Source organism: Allobosea sp. LjRoot90, from assembly GCF_964254315.1.
In the GTDB taxonomy this organism is placed as follows: domain Bacteria; phylum Pseudomonadota; class Alphaproteobacteria; order Rhizobiales; family Beijerinckiaceae; genus Allobosea.
Window position 1 is genome coordinate 1,026,010 of the sequence record NZ_CAXUTF020000002.1, and the last position, 17,477, is coordinate 1,043,486.

A 17,477-nucleotide genomic window follows, 5' to 3' on the forward strand; every position below is an offset into this window, starting at 1 on the left:
TTCAAATCCGAACGCGATGTGTCGCCAATGGCGTATGGCAGCTCAGATTCTCGAAGCCGTCTGAGGTCACGGCGTAGAAGTCGCCGAGATTGGCCCCGGCCGAGAGTGGCTCCAGCCATTGCGCATGCAGGACGAAGACCATGCCTTCCTCCAGGCGGTCGTAGTTGTGAGAGGCGAGGTTGAAGCTGTTGCCGGCCCCGGCCATGCCGACGGCGTGGCCGATATTCGGGTTATGGGGGCCGTGCGTCGCCGGATAGACGTGCATCAGCTTGCGGCCCTGCGCCTCCCAGTCGGGCGCGCTGACCGGTTGCCGCTTGATCAGCCGCGGCCCGCCATCCTCGGCCGTGCTCCAGTTATAGGGCATGGTCCGCGTTTCCGGTGAGGTCAGCAGGCCCTTCTCGATCAGGGGCTCGAAGGCGGCGTTGTTGATATCCCGCATCAACGCCCCGGGGCGGATCAGCTTCTCGGCGCGCTTCACCCCTTCCTCGCAGGCCGACAGCACCAGCTCCTGCCGGTCGGTGATGTCGCCGAACGCGATCATGCGGGAGGTCTGGGCGTTGTAGCCGCGGAAGGTCACGTTCGAGATGTAGAGATTGGCGATATCGCCGGGCCGCATGACGTGGCCATAGGGCTTGCCGCAATGGGTTCCGAAGGCATTGGCGCCGATCTGGTAGCCATCGGCCGATTCACCGCCGCGCGCCAATTGCGCATAGGTGAAGGCGGCGAATATCTCGTGATCGGTCACGCCGGGCCTCGCCACGTGATAGGCCGCCTGGATGCCGATATCGATCAGCTGGGATGCCGCCCGGAACATGTCGACCTCGCGCGGCGAGCGCACGCGCTGCATCCGGTCGATGATGCTGCTGTCGTCGATGAAAGCGGCGCCCGGGATCAGCTCCTTCAGCAAGCCGATGAATTCTCCGGACTTGGCGTCGCCCATCCAACCGATCTGTGGACGGGCTGGAACAAGGTCGGCCAGGAGCTTGGCGCAGGCTTCAGCGGTCTTGACGCCCGACGAGCCCGGCCGGTCGGCATATTCGCGCCCGATCGCGCCGATCTGCCAGATGTCCTCGACCAGGACCGGCTCGCCGCCCGGCGGCAGAATGACGGCCTGGGTGAAGAAGGAGAGCAGCGTCAGCGGCTTGTCCTCGTCCATCGGGACGATCAGCACGCCTTCGCGCATCCAGTCGCAAAGATAGCGCAGATAGGCGTTCGAGGTGTGAAACCAGCCGATCATGTCGGTGTGGACGACCAGGACGTCATGCCCGGCCACGACGCATTCGCGGCGAACCTTGCGCAGCCGCTCCTCGAACTCCGCGAGCGGGAGCGGCAACGGCGCGTTGAACTGGAAATCGGGCTCGAAATCGGCCAGCAGGGCTTCGATGCGGCGGTGGCCAGCAGGCGGCATGAACGTCACGGGAGTGATCCTTCCAGGAGACTGAATTCGAAGCGGGCCTAGCCTTGGCGCTTGGGCTCGAGCGCTCGCCAGGAGACGATGAGGCAGAGGAGAACCGCGCCGATCAGCAGGCCGGAGATCGCGGCGACCCGGACGTCGAGCGATTCCTCGATCATCTGGAACATCCGCAGCGGCAGCACCGTGGTGCGCGCGTCGGCGAGGAAGAGCGTCACGGAGACATTGTCGAGCGACTGCATGAAGACGAGGAACATGCCGGCCAGGATGCCGGGCAGCATGAGCGGCAGCGTCACGCGCAGGAAGGTGCGCAGCGGTCCGGTTCCGAGCAGCGCCGAGGCCTCTTCGAGGCTCGGATCCAGCCGCTGGGTGATCGCCGCGCATGAGCGGTACATCAGCGGACCGAACACGACGATATGGCCGAACACGACGAGCCCGAATGAGGGGCTCAAGCCCGCGCGCCCCGACGCGATCAGGGCCGCGAGACCATAGACGAGGCTCGGCAGCACGAGCGGCGCAAGCATCAGCGGCTCCACCGCGGCTGATGCCGCAGGTTTGAGCCGCGTCACGCCATAGGCGGCTGGTGCGGCGACCAGCACGGCGCCGAGCACCGTCAGGACGGCGATCTGCACGGAGTGAAGGATCGCGGTGTGGATCGGGGCCGACTGCGCCGGGTCGAGCAAGGCGCTATACCAGCGCAAGGAGAGCCCGTCCGGGGGGAATTTCAGCGTCTGCCCGGCGGTGAAGGACATTGCGAGGCCGACCGCGACGGGGGCAATCATGAAGGCGATGGCGAGACCGCCTAAGCCGTAGACGAAGAGCCGGTAGGCCCAATCGAGCGGACGGTTTCCGTCAAGCATGACCGGCGAGCCTCGGATGGCGGGAGGCGGCCGTCATCGCCAGCATCACGATGCTGGTCGCAGCCAGCAGCACGAAGGCGGCAGCGGCTGCCGACGGCCAGTTGAACAGCACGCCGACCTCGCGGTAGACGAACTGGGGCAGGTAGATCAGCCGGGCGCCGCCGATGACCGACTGCGTGACGTAGGACGTCGTCGCACCGGCGAAGACCAGCACCCAGCCGGCGAGGATGCCGGGCGCCATCATCGGCAGCAGGATCGTCGACAGGACGCGCCAGGGACCGGCCCCGAGCGTTGCGGCGGCCGCGGCCAGACTGCCGTCGCTGCGCGTCATCACCGCGATCACCGGCAGGACGAGCAGCGGCAGCTCGATCTGGGCGAGCACCACGACGAGCGCGGTTTCGTTGAAGAGAAGGCTGCGCGGCGCCGGGAAGAAGCCGAGCTCGACCATCGCCTGGCTGATCGGCCCCAACCGGCCGAGGATGACGATCCAGGCGAAGGTGCGCACGACATTGCTGGTCAGCATCGGCAGCAGCGTCAGGAAGACGATGACGCGACGCATCTTGGGGCCGGCGTGCCAGTAGAGCAGCACGATCGGCAGGGCGATGAGCGTCGTCAGCGCGACCACCTTCGCGCCGAGCCCCAGCGTGTCGACGAGGACGCTGAGGATGAATGGATCGGCGAACAGGCGCCGATAGTTCTCCAGCGTCGGCGCGCCGGAGGTGTCGACGAGGCTGAAGACGCCGAGCAAGGCGAGCGGCACGAGGAACCCTGCCAGCGACAATGCCAGCATGGGCAGCAGGAATGGCAGTCCGTTGCGGTTCATCGTGCGCTCGCCCTTTCGGTTACTTGCGGACGACGCGGTCGAACTCGGCCGTCCAGGCGGCGCGCTTGGCATTGATCTTCGCCCAGTCGGGATAGACCAGCGTCTTCATCTGCTCGTCGGAGACGAAGGCCTTGATGCCCGGAGGCAGCGGCACATCCGTGTTGGTCGGGATCATCTCGGTCGGCGGCAGGGCGAGCTTGGCCTGGGCATCGGCCGAGATCGCCGCATCCATGTACTGGTAGACGCCCTCGGGATTGGCTGCGCCCTTGGCGAGGTGGATCGTTACCGGAACGCTGGGCGAGCCGCTGGCGGGATGGACGAACTCGCAGGGCACGCCCAGCGACTTGAGGCGCGCGACATTGCCGGTGCTCGCCATGAAGACGGCGATCTCGCCCTGCTGGAACATCGTCATCTGCTGGCTGCCATTATTGGCGATGGCGCCGATCTTCGGCAGATGCGCGGTGAGCAGCTTGAAGACCGGCGCCATGTCGTCCTCGCCGCCGCCATAGAGCTTGGCGATCTCGACCCAGGCCATGGTCGCAGTGTTCGAGCCGAAGCCGATCCAGGCGACCTTGCCGTCATAGGCGCGGTTCTCGAAGAGATCCTTGTATCCGGCGGGCTTGGGCACCAGGCTTGGGTTGTAGGCGATGCCGTTGATTTCGACGGTGACGTTCGGCCCGTATTCAGTGCGGGCGGCGGCGCCGAGCTTGCCCCAGTTCTTCAGCTTCGACGGGTCGATCTTCTCGATCAGCCCGCGCGACGCCGCCTCCGCCGTCTGGCCGGGCGACATCAACAAGGCGTCGAAGGGCGGCTTCGAGGGGTTGGCGAGCAGCTTTGCGAGCTGGTCCTGCGCCAGCGCCGGCGCGACCACGAGCTCGGTCCCTTGCGCCTGGACGAGCGGCGCGACGATCTTGCGATAGGCGTCCTCCCAGGCGTTGGGAAACGAGGCGGCGACGACGGAGCCCGCCGCACGCGCTGACTGCTGCGACAGCAGCCCCAGCGCCGGCAGGCTGGCGAGGCCGGCAACGAATTGACGACGGCTGAACGGATGGCTGGTCATGGCGGCGATCCTTCTGATGGCGGTCAGGGAGCAGGGAACAGGCGGCAGCGATCGAGAGCGAAGGTCACGAAGACGTCTTCCGGCAGGTCGTCGGTCGAGGAGCCGGGCACGCGGTTTTCGGCGGCGCGGACCTGATGCGTGCCGGCGACCAGAAGGTCGTGCATCATCAGCGGCCCCTGGGGGACGGAGAGCATGCGCTTCGCAGGCAGGGCGCCGGCGGATGGACCGGCCTGGAGCATCACGTGCTCGGGCCTGACCGCGAGGACGACAGGCGAACCCGGCACGAACCCGACGGGGGCGGGCATCGGCAGCATGGCGCCGGAGCTCAGCCGCAGCAGGGCGGGGCCACCGGCACCCGTCTCGACGACGGCATCGAGCAGCGAGGCGTGGCCGACGAAGCCGTTGACGAACAGGCTCGCCGGACGATCGTAGAGCTCGGCCGGCCGGCCCGCCTGTTCGACACGGCCCCGGTTCATGACGATCAGCCGGTCGGCGACCGACTGCGCCTCGTCCTGGTCATGCGTCACGATGATCGCCGTGATGCCGAGGCTGCGCTGGAGGCGGACGAACTCGAACTGCAGATCGGCGCGCAGGCCTCGGTCGAGCGCCGCGAAAGGCTCGTCGAGCAACATGATCGCCGGGCTCGGCGCCAAAGCGCGTGCAACCGCGACCCGTTGCTGCTGACCACCGGAGAGCTGCCGTGGCAGGCGATCCGCAAAGGGCGCGAGCCGCACCAGCCTGAGCATCTCGTCGACGCGCTCGCGGCGTTCCGCCCGCGGAATGCGCGACAAGCCGTAGGCGATGTTCTCGGCGACGGTGAGATGCGGAAAGAGGGCATAGTTCTGGAAGACCATGCCGACGCTGCGCTCGCGCGCCGGGACATTCGAGACGTCGCGTTCGCCGATCAGCACCGACCCCGTGGTCGGGCGCAAGAGCCCGGCGACGACGCGCAGCATCGTCGACTTGCCGCAGCCGCTCGGCCCCAGGATCGCGGCAATCGTGCCCGCCGGAACCTCGAAGCCGACATCCTCAATGGCCGCCGCCCCGGCATAGGCGTGGCTGACGCCTGCCACAGCGAGGCGCTGTCCGAGCCGCGGCGCAGTAGCCTCCTGGTTCGTTTCAGCCGCCATCGACATGCTGCGCCATCCGATCGTTTGCGATCGAACGCATTGACCATCCGCGATGATCGCCAGCGCTCGTCTCTCCGCGATTTTCTGAAGAGTGTCTGGCAAGGCGCATGCCAACCGGCGATGGAATGCCGGAAGGGCTGCACTAACACTCTGAAAAGAAAATCAAAAATATGCTTCTATCGTGGATATCAAAGAGAAAACCAAAACTGGTTTATTATTTGAAACCAGTTTTGGTTGCACAAAATTCGACACGCTGCGCATTAAACGGGCTGTATCGCGATGCCCTGGGACGCTATCTGTGATCGGCACGATGACGGCAGCCAGGGAAGCAAAATGAACGAGCGCGGCGGCGACATGTCCGGCGACGACATTGTCGTGCGCATCTGCGACACGCTGTCGGAAGCGATCGCCGAAGGCGCGCTCCGACCGGGCATGAAGCTTCCCGAGGACGTGATCGGGGCGCATTTCGGCGTCAGCCGGACGGTCGTTCGCGGAGCCATCGCGGTGCTGCAGCGCGATCACATCGTCGAACGCAAGCGCAACCGCGGCGCCTTCGTCGCGGAACCTGGTATCGAGGAGGCGCGTGCTCTGCTGGAGGCCCGCCGTAGCCTCGAATTGCTGATGCTGGAGCGGGCCTGCGAACGCGCCGACCCAAAACGGATTGCCGCATTGGAGGAGCTCACGATCGAGGAGGAGCGCATTCACGCTGCTCCCGATGCCGCAGCGAAGTCCAGGCTCGCCGGCCGCTTTCACGTAGAGCTGGCCAGGCTCAGCGGCAATGCCGTGCTGCTCGAACTGCTGGAGAAGGTTCTCGCCAGGATTTCGCTGGTCGATGCCCTATACCGACGGAAGAACGGCGATCAGTGCGGCGCCGATCATCATCGTCAGATCATCGAAGCGGTAGCTCGCGGGGACAAGACAGGTGCGATCGCTCAGATGAGCAAACATCTCGACGATCTCGAGAACCGGCTCGTGCTCGATGAGGCTCAGGGCGAAAGCCATAACCTGACCGCGGTGCTGGAGCGCTTTTCGGCGCGTTCTTAGAGCGGCGCGCCAGCGTCCACGACCAGCTGGAAAGTGGCACTCATCCCGATCGATCACGAATGCCCGTTTCAGGGCAAAGCTTCGACGTCGGTTCTTGGCGCAAACGCGAAGTGAGCCAATCTGGCCGGTGCGGCGCGCCACTGCTCTTGCAATAAAAAACGAGCCTGAAAGAGTTCGTCTCCGCTGCGCTGATGGTCAACGGGATGAAGCCGGTCGCGCCGTAGCGGCAATGACCCCGGCTGGCGTAGCTAAGCGGTGGGCGGGAGCTGGCCTATAGTGGCTCGCTCGATCAGCCTGACGCCGAGATTCACGCGCAGGATGCTGGCTTCGGGATCGGCGATACGGCGCATCAGGGACTGCACGCCGAGCCGCCCGAGCTCGCCGCGATCGATCCGGATCGTGGTCAAAGGCGGTCGGCCGTGGGTCGCGATCGAGATGTCGTCGATCCCGATGACGGAGATGTCTTCGGGAATCCCGACCCCTTCGCTCTGCAGCCCCTGCATGACGCTGAGCGCGACCACATCGGTCGCGCAGAAGAGCGCGGTAACGCCATCCAGGCGCCCGTCCTGCAGGGCTTGCCTGATGGCACGCTGCGCCTGGGGCAGCTCGACCCGCATCTGGAACAGGTCGATCAGGTGCCTGTCGGGATCGAAGTCGATCCCGGCCTCCTCCAGCGCCATTTTGAAGCCCTCGAGACGGCGCTGCATGGACAGGCGATGCCGCGACGCCACATGCACGATGCGCGTGTGACCGGCCGCCAGCAGCCGGCGCGTCGCCAGCCAGCCGGCGCTCCAGTTGTCGGGCAGCACGCAATCGAGCCGCATCGTCCGGTCCATGCCGTTGACCAGCACCGCCGGCAATTTCGAGGCGACGAGCCTGTCGATGACGACGGGGTCATCCATGCCGACGGCCATGACGGCCCTTGGCCGGGCGCCGAGCAACTCATCCAGCTCGGCGACGACCCGGCCATCGGCGTGCGAGGTCAGCCGGACATCGAGCTTCAGCGAGTTCGCCGCAGCTTCCGCAATGACGCTCTGGACGACGCCCTCATAGAACTGCGAGTTCGAATAAGCCTCCGCCGGAATGACGAGCACCGCGCCATCGACGCCGGCCTTCTGCAGCGAGCGGGCGCTGCGATTGCCCTGATAACCCAGCTGCTCCGCCAGGCTGAGAATCCGGCGGCGGCTCTCGTCGCCGACACCACCGCGATTGTTCAACACCTTCGAGACGGACGCGACCGAGACTCCCGCCGCGTCGGCGATGTCACGCAAGGTCGGCGCCAGGGTCTCGTCGTCGCTCATCCGGGCCACTTCTGCAGACCGCTCCCGCACGGGGAGAGACAGGGATTGGAGCGCCGCGTCACGACCAGAAGAACTGGCCGTGACCAAGCGAGCGCATCAACGCCTCCATAAAGTAATAATCACCATAGGGAAGCATGGTATCGGAATAGCCGGCTCTGACATGCGAGGCGCCGTGGGCGAGGAGCCCGAGCGCCTTTGGATCACGGGTCAGATCGCAGTGCTCGAGCAGGCCGGCTAGCAGCCGGTCCCCTAAAGCGCGCCAGCGCGCCGCCTCCTCGGGCTTGGACTGGTCCGCCAGGAGATAGACGCCCGCCGCCATGATCGCGGCGGCCGAACTGTCGCGATGCGTCCCGCGCTGGTCCGGGGCGCCGAAATCCCAGGCCGGCACGGCGTCCCCCTCCATCAGCGCCTCGGCTTTGGTAGCGAGGCGCCGGGCCGCTTCGGCATAGGCCGGATTGCCCGTCGTCACGGCCGACTGCGCGAAACCGTGGACCAGCCAGGCCTGCCCGCGCGACCAGCAGGAAGCGTCGGCATAGCCCTGATGGGTCTCACCGCGCAGCGGCTTGCCGCTGGCGATGTCGAAGACGAAGGTGTGGAAGGAGGTGTCGTCGGGCCGGACGATGTGCTCGAGCGTGGTCTGCGCATGGGCATCGGCGGCCTCGCGGAAATCCGCCCGGCCGGTCTGGTGATGAGCCCAATAGAGCAGCGCGAGATTCTGCATCGTGTCGGCGATGATCCGGCCATTGGCGAATTCGGCCTGCATGCGCTGGGAATGAACCTGCCTGGCATTCCAGGCCTGGATGTAGCGCCCGTCGGGCCGGTAGCGGGCGACGAGCTGCCGCGCCGCGGCGAGCGCCATCTCATGTGCCTCGTCGGCCCCGGTCATCAGCCATTCGGCCACGCAGCTCAACGAAAACTGGAAGCCGAGATCGTGGTTCTGCGCGTTCTGATGATTGAGGATGCCGCGGAACACCGCCCGCCGCGCCCGCGCCGCGTTGAGGAAGACCGGATCTCCCGTCAGCTGCAGCGCCAGCCAAAGCTGCCCGGCCTGGAAGCTGACCACCCAGTCATACGGTCCGCAATAGACCCAGCTGTTGTCGGGCAGTCCGATCTTCGGATTGCGCAGGCCGATCACGGGCATGGTCTGGCGCAGTTTGGCGACGCAGCGCTCCAGCGCCTCCTGGTGAGGTCGCGTGTCGCGCCTGGCGGCAGCGGCAGCCTCGACCGTCGAGAAATAGGTGCTTGGCTCGATGCGCATCGCTCGCCTCCCGTGGACAAGCATTTTTCGCATCACTCAATTAATTTCGTCAACAACGAAAATTTCTATTGAAGCCAATATTTTTCTTTCCTATCGTTTGCCAACATCGAGAGGTCCTGGGGAGGAGCCGATGCCGAACGCCGCAGCTGCGAGCGCGCGCGCCGTCCAAGGGGACGACCTCGCCGGCTACGGCTTCCTGCTGCCGTGGCTGCTCGGCTTCTTCCTGCTCACGCTTGGACCGGTCGCCGCGTCCTTCTACCTGTCGCTGACCGACTATAGCGGGCTGTCGGCGCCGAGCTGGATCGGCATCGAGAACTATACGCGGATCGCCACCGACGACCCGCGCTTCACCACCGCGATGACGGTGACCTTCACCTTCGTGCTGCTGTCGGTGCCGCTCAAGCTGATCTTCGCCCTCGGGGTGGCGGTTGCCCTGAACAAGGGCCTGACTGGCCTCTCCTTCTTCAGGGCGGTGTTCTACCTGCCCTCGCTGATCGGAGGCAGCGTCGCGATCGCCGTACTCTGGCGCCAGGTCTTCGCCGGAGACGGACTCCTCAACCAGGCCCTGCACGCGCTGTTCGGCTATGAGGGGCCAAGCTGGATCGCCAACCCGTCGACCTCGCTCTACACACTCGTCTTGCTGGCGGTATGGCAGTTCGGCTCGTCGATGATCATCTTCCTCGCCGGGCTGCGCCAGATTCCGCAGGACATCTACGAGGCGGCCAGCATCGACGGCGCCCAGCCCGTCCGGCAGTTTTTCAGGATCACCTTGCCCCTGCTCACGCCGGTGATTTTCTTCAACGCCGTCATCCAGACGATCGACGCATTCAAGGCCTTCACCTCGGCCTTCGTGATCAGCGACGGCACCGGCGGCCCGATCGACTCGACGCTGTTCTACACCCTCTACCTCTACCAGGAAGCCTTCACGAACTTCCGCTTCGGCTACGCTTCGGCGCTGGCCTGGATCCTGGTGCTGATCATCGCGGCCTTCACCGCGCTTTCGTTCCTGTCGGCGCGCTACTGGGTACACTACGATGACTGACGTGGTCCGGGCTCCCGCCATCGCGTTTCCGGCGGCGGCGAGCCGGGCCGACATCGGCTCGCCCTGGCGCCGCGCCTTCGCCTATGCGCTGCTGCTCGCCGTGACCTTCGTGCTGCTCTATCCGCTGCTCTGGATGGTGGCGAGCTCGCTGAGACCGGACTCCGAGATCTTCCATTCGACCTCGTTGATCCCGCAGGCTCCGACCTTCGACGCCTATCGCCGCGGCTGGAACGGGCTGAGCGTCGGCTTCAGCCAGCTCTTCCTCAATTCGCTGCTGATCTCGGTGCTGGTCGTCGCCGGCAACCTGCTCTCTTGCGCGATGGCGGCCTATGCCTTCACGCGGCTGCGCTTCCGGGGCCGGGGCTTCTGGTTCGCAATGATGCTGGGCACGCTGATGCTTCCCCAGCATGCCGTGCTGATCCCGCAATACATCATGTTCCTGAAGCTCGGCTGGGTGAACACCATCCTGCCGCTGACGATCCCTAAATTCCTCGCCGTCGACGCCTTCTTCGTCTTCCTGATGGTGCAGTTCTTCCGCGGCATCCCGCGCGAGCTCGACGAGGCGGCGGTCATGGACGGCTGCGGGCCGCTGCGCATCTTCCTGAAGGTCATCCTGCCGCTGTCGACGCCGGTTCTGGCGACCGCTGCAGTGTTCTCCTTCATCTGGACCTGGGACGATTTCTTCGCGCCGCTGATCTACCTGAACGACATCGAGAAATACACCGCCCAGCTCGGCCTGCGCACCTTCGTCGACTCGGCCGGGCAATCGGACTGGGGCGCGCTCTTTGCCATGTCGACGCTCACCGTCCTGCCGATCTTCATCCTGTTCCTGATGTTCCAGCGCCTGCTGATCGAGGGCATCGCGACGACTGGCATGAAGCGATGACCCGCCCCCTTCGCCCCACCGGACGGCAGCCGAGATGACCATGCTATCGCTCACGCAGGTTCAGAAGCGCTTTGGCGCCGTCGAGGTCATCCGTGGCGTCGACCTTTCGATCGCGAGCGGCGAGTTCGTCGTCTTCGTCGGCCCGTCCGGCTGCGGCAAGTCGACCCTGCTCAGGATGATCGCCGGCCTCGAGCCGATCTCCGACGGTGAGCTGTCGATCGGCGGCGTACGGATGAACGAGACTGCGGCCTCGCAGCGCGGCATCGCCATGGTCTTCCAGTCCTATGCGCTCTATCCGCATATGAGCGTCTACAAGAACATGTCGTTCGGCCTCGAAACGGCGCGGATGCGGAAGGCCGAAATCGACAGGCGCGTGCGCAAGGCCGCCGAGATCCTGCAGATCACCCCGCTGCTCGAGCGCAAGCCGCGGCAGCTCTCGGGCGGCCAGCGCCAGCGCGTCGCCATCGGCCGCGCCATCGTGCGCGACCCAAAGATCTTCTTGTTCGACGAGCCGCTGTCCAATCTCGATGCCGAGCTGCGCGTCCAGACCCGGGTCGAGATCGCCAAGCTCCATGCCGATATCGGCGCGACCATGATCTACGTCACACATGACCAGGTCGAGGCGATGACGCTGGCCGACCGGATCGTCGTGCTGCGGGCCGGCATCGTCGAGCAGCATGGCACGCCGCTCGACATCTACAACAAGCCGGCCAACCGCTTCGTCGCGGGCTTCATCGGCTCGCCCAAGATGAACTTTCTCAACGTCACCGCCGCAGCCGGCGGCGGCGACGCCACGATCACACTTGGCGCCAGCCGGTTCAGCATGTCCATCCGCCGCGGAATCGATGCCGGCGAACCGCTGACGCTCGGGGTCCGGCCGGAACATGTGGTGGCCGGAGGCACTGCCGAGATCGACCTCGGCACGCTCACGATCGTCCATGTCGAACAGCTCGGCGGCCAGACCATCGCCTATGGCCGACTCGCCGACGGTCAGGCGTTCAATGTGGTGCTTGAAGGCCAGCGCCGGATCAGCGCGGGCGACAGCCTGCCGATCGGCACCATGGCGGGCGGCTGCCATCTCTTCGGAAACGACGGACTGCGCCTGAACAGCTGAAACCGGGATCAACGACAACAACAATATTCAGGGAGGAGAGAGATATGCTCAGCAGACGCGACACCCTGCGTGGTGGCCTTGCGCTCGGCGCCACCGCCCTCGCACCGGCCGCCGGCTTTAACGCCCTCGCTGCCGAAACGGTCATGCGCCTCTACTGGTGGGGCACGCCCACCCGCACTGAGCGGACGCTGGGCGCTGCCCGGCTGTTCGAGGCGGCCAATGCCGGCGTCAAGATCAATGGCGAGGTCGGCGGCGCCGACTACTGGTCGAAGCTGACGACGATGATCGCCGGCGGCAATGCGCCCGACATCTACCAGCTCGAGCCCGGCCGCTTCCCCGATTACAGCCGCCGTGGCGCCACCCGGCCGCTCGACGAGTATCTCGGCAAGGTCATCCGAACCGACCGGCTCTCGCCCGGCGTGCTGTCGCTCGGCACGCTCGACGGCAAGGTCACGGGCATGCCCCTGTCGCTCAACGCCTTCGCGCTGCTCTATCATGCCGAGGTGTTCAAGGAGGCCGGCATCGCGCCGCCCACAGCCAAGACGACCTGGGACCAGTTCGCTAAGCTCTGCGTCGACCTGACCAAGGCGATGGGCAAGAAGAACGTATGGGCCGTCGGCAACTGCTCGCGCTACATGCAGACCTTCCAGTCCTGGCTGCTGCAACGCGGCAAGCTCATCTTCACGCCGGAAGGCCGGCCGGGCTTTGACGCCAAGGACGGCGCCGAATGGTTCGCCTATTGGGACGCACTCGCCAAGGCAGGCGGCTGCGCCAACGCCGAAGTCCAGGCCCTCGACAAGGCCAATGTCGACAGCAACCAGATGGCGCGCGGCAACGCCGTCATGACGCTGTCCTACTCCAACCTGCTGGCGGCCTATCAGGCGGTCGCCAAGGCACCGCTCGACATCACGTCGCTACCAGTCCAGAGCGAATCCACGCCGTCCGGCCTGTTCTACCGGCCGGGTCTGCACTGGTCGATCGCGAGCACCGCCAAGTCGCCCGAATTGGCCGCCCGCTTCATCGACTTCTTCATCAACGACGTCGAAGCGGGCAAGGTACTCGGGGTCGAGCGCGGCGCCCCGGTCAACCTCGATGTCATGGCGGCAATCGCGCCGACGATCGACCCGCTGGAGCGCAAGGTCCTCGACTACCTCAAGGCAATCGAGGGGCGGGTTGTCCCCTATCCGCCGCCTTATCCGCTCGGCACCTCCGAGTTCGACGAGCGCTCGTTCCGCTCGATTGCCGACAAGGTCGCGTTCGGACAGCTCAGCCCGACGAAGGCCGGCGAGCAGCTGCTCGCCGACGCCCTGCGCATCATCAAGCCGTAGCGCGGCGCATGACCATCGCGGAGCGCCGGCTGGGCGCTCCGCTCCGACGGCGCGCCCAGAGTTCCGGCCGGCGATAGGTGACCATGAGCGATACCATCTTCCCGGAAGGGCTCTTCCGCCCCTGGTCCGGCAATCCGCTGCGCAGTCGCGCCGATGTCGAAAAGGCGCTGCGCGCCCTCGCGGAACCGGTCGAGCGCTATCGCTCCGCCGGTGGAGCGCGCTTGCGCCTCTCGGCCACCGCCGCTCATTTCGACCAGGCGCCGGCGGACATGGAGGGCTATGCCCGCCTGCTCTGGGGGCTAGCTCCGGCACAGGCGGGAGGCGGCGACTGGATCGACTGGAGCCCGATCGCGCAGGGGCTCGCCAATGGCTGCGATCCCGATCATCCGGAATTCTGGGGTTGGCCAGGCCAGGTCGACCAGCGACTGGTCGAACTTGCAGCGATCGGCTTCGCCCTGCGCCTGGTCCCAGACAAGCTCTGGGAGCCTCTCGACGCCCGCGCCCGAACGCAGGTCACCGACTATCTCCGGCGCGGCCACGCTTGCGACTTCGCCGACAATAACTGGAAATTTTTCCGGCTGATGATCGGCATGGCGCTCGGCAGCGTCGGCGCCGAGTACGACCGCTCGCTCGACGAGCGCTATGCCGAGGAGATCGAGGCGTTCTATCTCGGCGATGGCTGGTATAGCGACGGTAATGTCCGGCGCGCCGACCACTACATCCCGTTCGCCTTCCACTTCTACGGACCGCTGCTTGCCGCCCTGCAGGGCGGCAAGCGTGCCGACGCCTATCGCGAGCGGGCCCGGCTGATCGCGCCCGACATCGCGCGCTGGTTCGCCGATGATGGTCCGGCGCTCGCCTTCGGGCGTTCGATGACCTACCGCTTCGCCATCGCCGGCTTCTGGGGGGCGCTTGCCCTGATCGGCGAGGAGGCGCTGCCCTGGGGCCAGATCAAGGGCTTCTACCTGCGCAATCTGCGCTGGTGGGCGCAGCGCCCGATGGCCGAGCGCGACGGCATCCTGCCCGTCGGCTATGGCTATCCCGACCTGCATATGTGCGAGAGCTACAACTCGCCGCAATCGCCCTACTGGGCCTTCAAGGCCTTTCTGCCGCTCGCCCTGCCGCAGGAGCATCCGTTCTGGGCGGCGGAGGAAGAACTCTGCCCGCCACGGCCAACTCCCGCGGTGCTGCACCATGTCGGCATGCTGGTGGCCAATCCCCCCGGAGATGCCGTCGCCCTGGTCTGCGGCCAGCAGACCGAGCCGACCAATCGCTGGGCGCGTCTCGGCGCGCAGAAATACGCAAAGTTCGCCTATTCCGCGCGCTACGGCTTCAGCGTCGAGAGCGATCCGCTGCGCTTGTCGGAGGCCGTCCTCGACAACATGATCGGCTTCAGCGCCGACGGCCAGCATTACCGCTTCCGCGAGTACAACGAGGAGGTCCTGCTCGCCGGCGACCTTCTGTTTGCGCGCTGGCGCCCCTTCGCCGATGTCGCGGTCGAGACCTGGATGTACTGGCAGGACGAGCACCATGTCCGGGTGCATCGCGTCACGACGCCGCGCCGGCTCGTCACGGTCGAAGGCGGTTTCGCGATCCCGCGTCCGCCGGGGCCGCCTGACGGACTGCACGCGGGCCCGGGCGAGGCGGCCATCCGCACGCCCACCGACCTGTCGGCGCTGTTTGATCTATCGCCGAGCTTGCGACGCGATGGCAAAGCCCAGATCGCACCGCCCAACACGAATCTGGTCGCGCCGAAGACGCTGGTCCCGCAGCTGGTCGGAGAGCTGCCGGTGGGAGGGTCGGTCCTGGCCTGCGCCGTGATGGCCGGCCCGCGCTCGGCAGCTCTCGATGCTTCAATCCAGACGGGCCCGTGGACGCCGCCGGACCTCGCTATGCTCGAAGACAGGATCGCGCGGTTCGGCCGGCCAATCACTCTGATGCGGCGCCCGGACTGAGTGTCCCTGCCCGCGGTAACTCAGCGGCGACGCCCTGGCATTGTGCTCTGAGAACGCAAACCCTGAATCGAGGGAGTGCGGCTTTTACTCTCGGATTCCCAGGCTGACGCGCGGGATGGAGACCCAGCTAGCAGGCGACATATTGCCTGAGAGCGGTGCTGGATCTGCGCGGCTAACTCCAACCATCGCGGCCGATCAGCATGAATGCCTCGGATGGGCGAGAACGGAAGTCAGGTGAGACCATTGGTGATGTCTGCTTATGGGCGACTGGCCAGAGTCCGCTCCTGGCGCGCAACCGCCCCCTCAAGTATCTGCCTGACCCGAATGGTTCGCTCGATTGGTAGCAGTCTCTGCTTGTTGGTAATGCGTTCAACCGTGCCCACCGGCGGCGGTATCTGCTCTCTGGCCTGCTCACATGCGGCTGCTGCGGCGCCGGGTACACTCTGGTTGCGGCCGGGCGCTACGGCTGCGCCGGCCGGCGCTCCAAGGGTCTCTGCCGGAACGATCGAACCATCGGTCGCCGCGAGTTCGAGGAGCGCATCCTGTCGGCGCTGCGCGAGCAGTTGCTCATACCGGAGCTGGTGGCGGAGTTCACACGGGCCTACCTGGAGGAATGCAACCGCAGCGCGGCCGACACCGAACACCTAAAGGCAGACACAGCGATGGCGCTATCAGTCGTCCAGCGCAAGATCGATGGGATCATGCACGCCATTGAGGGCGGCTTGTATCAGCCTTCGATGAAGCAGCGCCTGGCTGAGTTGGAGCGGGAGCAGCAGTCGCTCAATCTGCGTCTATCGGCGCCGACCGATCGCCCGACGGTGCTGGTCCATCCGAACCTGGCGGAAGCCTACCGCCGGCGCGTGGCCGAGCTTGAGAGCCTGTTGGAAGATCCAGAGCTGCGTGATGAAGCGATCGCGGCGACCTCGCGCAGCTTGTGGTGGCGCCTTGCGAGGGCGGTTGCGTCTCGCTCGAGCTCCGTGGGGATCTGGCACGGGTTCTGGCGTTGTGCTCGAACAACGCAAAAACCCCGCTTCGATGCGAAGCGGGGTTTTTGTTGATCTGAGTATACTTGGTTGCGGGGGCCTGAAACCACCGACAGTAAAAATGCAGCCTGCCGCTTTTGGTGCGAGCCAGACCAATTCCGTCGGTTGACCAGTGTCAGCTCTGCGCCAGGAGCGGACATTAGGCCCCAGTCCGCAAGCCGACATTGCAGAAATCCGGATCGAACAGCCGTCAGGGGTGACTATACCCGCCAAATCTCCTGTCGCGAGATTTCGAGGCAGAAGGGAAGCGTTCCGCTCGTGACGAGCTCGACTAGAGCGCTGGGCAGCGGGGGGGAACGATCCCAATTGCTGCGAACCCCGCAAGTTTGCCAACGCAACATAATTTGGAAATCGAGTCGGTACAGCAGAAGTACAGTCAAGCGATTGAGAGAGCGAGCCGAAGGTTCGCTCTCGCGAGCCACGAACGATCAGTTCAAGCCGATCGGACTCATATCGAGACCAAAGTGCTGTTCGGAGAGCGCCTTCACCGTTCCGTTATCGACGAGCTTTTTGATAGCAGGATCGAGGCGGGCCTTGAGCTCGGCGTTGCCCTTCTTGACGCCGATTCCGACGCCGCCGGTGCCGAGCAGGTCGCCTCTGAGACAAGGGCCGACCAGTTCCAGCGTGTCGATGCCCTGGGTTTTTTTGAGGGCGAGCAGCGTGTCCTTCGAGGCGAAGACGACGTCGATGCGACCGGCCTTGAGGTCGAGATCGCGCGCTGCCGGTGTCTTGTAGGGGCGCGAGGACACATCGGACAGGTTCTTGCTGATGAACCGCGTCGACGTGCCGGAGGCCAGGGTGCCGATCGTCGCGCCCGTGAAGGCATCCCGATACGTCTTCATCGCCTTGGCGAGATTGTCGTCCGCGAGGATCTCGATGCGATCCTCGAACGGCAGTTTTGTCTTCACCGCAGGGGTGACGGAGGCAAAGGTGTAGCAGAGGCCTGCATAGGGGACGGTGAAGTCGATGACCTTCTGGCGCGCCTCGGTGATCCCGAGCGCATCGACGATCAGATCGTATTTGCCGTCGTTGAGGGCGGGGATCATCGCATCGAAGGTCTGGCTCGCGATCGAGCATTTGACCTTGAGTTCCGCACACAAGGCGTTGCTGAAGTCGATCTCGAAGCCCTTCAATGCCCCGGATGCGTCGGTCAGGTTCCAGGGCGGGAAACCGCCTTCGGTGACGATCTTCAATGAGCCCTCTTGAGCCGATGCGGGCCCGA

The 17,477-nt window shown here is 65.6% G+C and carries 16 protein-coding genes and 1 pseudogene; 8 read left to right on the forward strand and 9 right to left on the reverse strand.

All coding sequences use genetic code 11. The annotated features are described in order from the left end of the window. Position 1 precedes the first annotated feature (1 nt). From ACSQ3M_RS11700 to ACSQ3M_RS11725, 6 genes are all read right to left on the reverse strand, one after another. Entirely contained in the window at positions 2-1,408 is a 1,407-nt protein-coding gene (locus ACSQ3M_RS11700; RefSeq protein WP_436150311.1) for a M24 family metallopeptidase, read from the reverse strand. Positions 1,409-1,455: 47 nt separating this feature from the next. Then, positions 1,456-2,271 carry an ABC transporter permease gene (locus ACSQ3M_RS11705; protein WP_436150225.1) on the reverse strand — a complete coding sequence of 272 codons (816 nt, stop codon included), beginning with the start codon at positions 2,269-2,271 and terminating at the stop codon, positions 1,456-1,458. Then, positions 2,264-3,094, reverse strand: coding sequence for an ABC transporter permease (locus ACSQ3M_RS11710; protein WP_436150226.1), 831 nt, complete (start codon positions 3,092-3,094; stop codon positions 2,264-2,266). Before ACSQ3M_RS11710 ends, ACSQ3M_RS11705 begins: the two co-directional genes overlap by 8 nt. 19 nt (positions 3,095-3,113) lie before the next feature. Then, positions 3,114-4,154: an extracellular solute-binding protein gene (locus ACSQ3M_RS11715; protein WP_436150227.1), complete on the reverse strand. Its 1,041-nt coding sequence runs from the start codon at positions 4,152-4,154 to the stop codon at positions 3,114-3,116. 23 nt (positions 4,155-4,177) lie between these two features. After that, positions 4,178-5,284: an ABC transporter ATP-binding protein gene (locus tag ACSQ3M_RS11720; RefSeq protein WP_436150228.1), complete on the reverse strand. Its 1,107-nt coding sequence runs from the start codon at positions 5,282-5,284 to the stop codon at positions 4,178-4,180. 162 nt (positions 5,285-5,446) lie between these two features. Further along, a complete protein-coding gene (locus ACSQ3M_RS11725) occupies positions 5,447-5,806 on the reverse strand; it encodes a hypothetical protein (protein ID WP_436150314.1) in 360 nt (119 codons plus the stop codon). Between ACSQ3M_RS11725 and ACSQ3M_RS11730 the strand changes: the two genes are divergently transcribed. Next, entirely contained in the window at positions 5,717-6,328 is a 612-nt protein-coding gene (locus ACSQ3M_RS11730; protein ID WP_436150312.1) for a GntR family transcriptional regulator, read from the forward strand. The genes ACSQ3M_RS11725 and ACSQ3M_RS11730 overlap by 90 nt on opposite strands. Before the next feature lie 248 nt (positions 6,329-6,576). Here ACSQ3M_RS11730 and ACSQ3M_RS11735 read toward each other — a convergent pair whose 3' ends face one another. Beyond that, entirely contained in the window at positions 6,577-7,629 is a 1,053-nt protein-coding gene (locus ACSQ3M_RS11735; protein WP_436150229.1) for a LacI family DNA-binding transcriptional regulator, read from the reverse strand. 58 nt (positions 7,630-7,687) lie between these two features. Beyond that, positions 7,688-8,887 (reverse strand): hypothetical protein, encoded by a 1,200-nt coding sequence (locus ACSQ3M_RS11740; RefSeq protein WP_436150230.1) that lies wholly within the window; start codon positions 8,885-8,887, stop codon positions 7,688-7,690. A 130-nt stretch (positions 8,888-9,017) separates the two neighbouring features. Between ACSQ3M_RS11740 and ACSQ3M_RS11745 the strand changes: the two genes are divergently transcribed. The 7 genes and pseudogenes from ACSQ3M_RS11745 to ACSQ3M_RS11775 all read left to right on the forward strand — a co-directional run bounded on the left by ACSQ3M_RS11745 (position 9,018) and on the right by ACSQ3M_RS11775 (position 16,270). Beyond that, positions 9,018-9,929 carry a carbohydrate ABC transporter permease gene (locus tag ACSQ3M_RS11745; RefSeq protein ID WP_436150231.1) on the forward strand — a complete coding sequence of 304 codons (912 nt, stop codon included), beginning with the start codon at positions 9,018-9,020 and terminating at the stop codon, positions 9,927-9,929. Then, positions 9,922-10,815: a carbohydrate ABC transporter permease gene (locus tag ACSQ3M_RS11750; RefSeq protein WP_436150232.1), complete on the forward strand. Its 894-nt coding sequence runs from the start codon at positions 9,922-9,924 to the stop codon at positions 10,813-10,815. Before ACSQ3M_RS11745 ends, ACSQ3M_RS11750 begins: the two co-directional genes overlap by 8 nt. Before the next feature lie 34 nt (positions 10,816-10,849). Beyond that, entirely contained in the window at positions 10,850-11,929 is a 1,080-nt protein-coding gene (locus ACSQ3M_RS11755) for an ABC transporter ATP-binding protein (RefSeq protein WP_436150233.1), read from the forward strand. Between the two features lie 44 nt (positions 11,930-11,973). Next, a complete protein-coding gene (locus ACSQ3M_RS11760; RefSeq protein WP_436150234.1) occupies positions 11,974-13,257 on the forward strand; it encodes an ABC transporter substrate-binding protein in 1,284 nt (427 codons plus the stop codon). 83 nt (positions 13,258-13,340) lie between these two features. Further along, entirely contained in the window at positions 13,341-15,212 is a 1,872-nt protein-coding gene (locus ACSQ3M_RS11765) for a DUF2264 domain-containing protein (protein ID WP_436150235.1), read from the forward strand. 407 nt (positions 15,213-15,619) lie between these two features. After that, positions 15,620-15,757: pseudogene (locus ACSQ3M_RS11770) on the forward strand (hypothetical protein); the annotation flags it as partial. Between the two features lie 36 nt (positions 15,758-15,793). Then, the gene (locus ACSQ3M_RS11775) at positions 15,794-16,270 is read left to right on the forward strand and encodes a hypothetical protein (protein WP_436150236.1); all 477 of its coding nucleotides are present in this window, start codon (positions 15,794-15,796) and stop codon (positions 16,268-16,270) included. 413 nt (positions 16,271-16,683) lie between these two features. Here ACSQ3M_RS11775 and ACSQ3M_RS11780 read toward each other — a convergent pair whose 3' ends face one another. Next, complete coding sequence (locus ACSQ3M_RS11780) at positions 16,684-17,448, reverse strand: transporter substrate-binding domain-containing protein (RefSeq protein WP_436150237.1); 765 nt, start codon at positions 17,446-17,448, stop codon at positions 16,684-16,686. Positions 17,449-17,477 lie beyond the last annotated feature (29 nt).

Bases quoted from the DNA above. Each gene is read 5' to 3' on its own strand.
- ACSQ3M_RS11700 (WP_436150311.1), bottom strand. From the start codon at position 1,408: ATGCCGCCTGCTGGCCACCGCCGCATCGAAGCCCTGCTGGCCGATTTC.
- ACSQ3M_RS11705 (WP_436150225.1), bottom strand. From the start codon at position 2,271: ATGCTTGACGGAAACCGTCCGCTCGATTGGGCCTACCGGCTCTTCGTC.
- ACSQ3M_RS11710 (WP_436150226.1), bottom strand. From the start codon at position 3,094: ATGAACCGCAACGGACTGCCATTCCTGCTGCCCATGCTGGCATTGTCG.
- ACSQ3M_RS11715 (WP_436150227.1), bottom strand. From the start codon at position 4,154: ATGACCAGCCATCCGTTCAGCCGTCGTCAATTCGTTGCCGGCCTCGCC.
- ACSQ3M_RS11720 (WP_436150228.1), bottom strand. From the start codon at position 5,284: ATGGCGGCTGAAACGAACCAGGAGGCTACTGCGCCGCGGCTCGGACAG.
- ACSQ3M_RS11730 (WP_436150312.1), top strand. From the start codon at position 5,717: ATGAAGCTTCCCGAGGACGTGATCGGGGCGCATTTCGGCGTCAGCCGG.
- ACSQ3M_RS11735 (WP_436150229.1), bottom strand. From the start codon at position 7,629: ATGAGCGACGACGAGACCCTGGCGCCGACCTTGCGTGACATCGCCGAC.
- ACSQ3M_RS11740 (WP_436150230.1), bottom strand. From the start codon at position 8,887: ATGCGCATCGAGCCAAGCACCTATTTCTCGACGGTCGAGGCTGCCGCT.
- ACSQ3M_RS11745 (WP_436150231.1), top strand. From the start codon at position 9,018: ATGCCGAACGCCGCAGCTGCGAGCGCGCGCGCCGTCCAAGGGGACGAC.
- ACSQ3M_RS11750 (WP_436150232.1), top strand. From the start codon at position 9,922: ATGACTGACGTGGTCCGGGCTCCCGCCATCGCGTTTCCGGCGGCGGCG.
- ACSQ3M_RS11755 (WP_436150233.1), top strand. From the start codon at position 10,850: ATGACCATGCTATCGCTCACGCAGGTTCAGAAGCGCTTTGGCGCCGTC.
- ACSQ3M_RS11760 (WP_436150234.1), top strand. From the start codon at position 11,974: ATGCTCAGCAGACGCGACACCCTGCGTGGTGGCCTTGCGCTCGGCGCC.
- ACSQ3M_RS11765 (WP_436150235.1), top strand. From the start codon at position 13,341: ATGAGCGATACCATCTTCCCGGAAGGGCTCTTCCGCCCCTGGTCCGGC.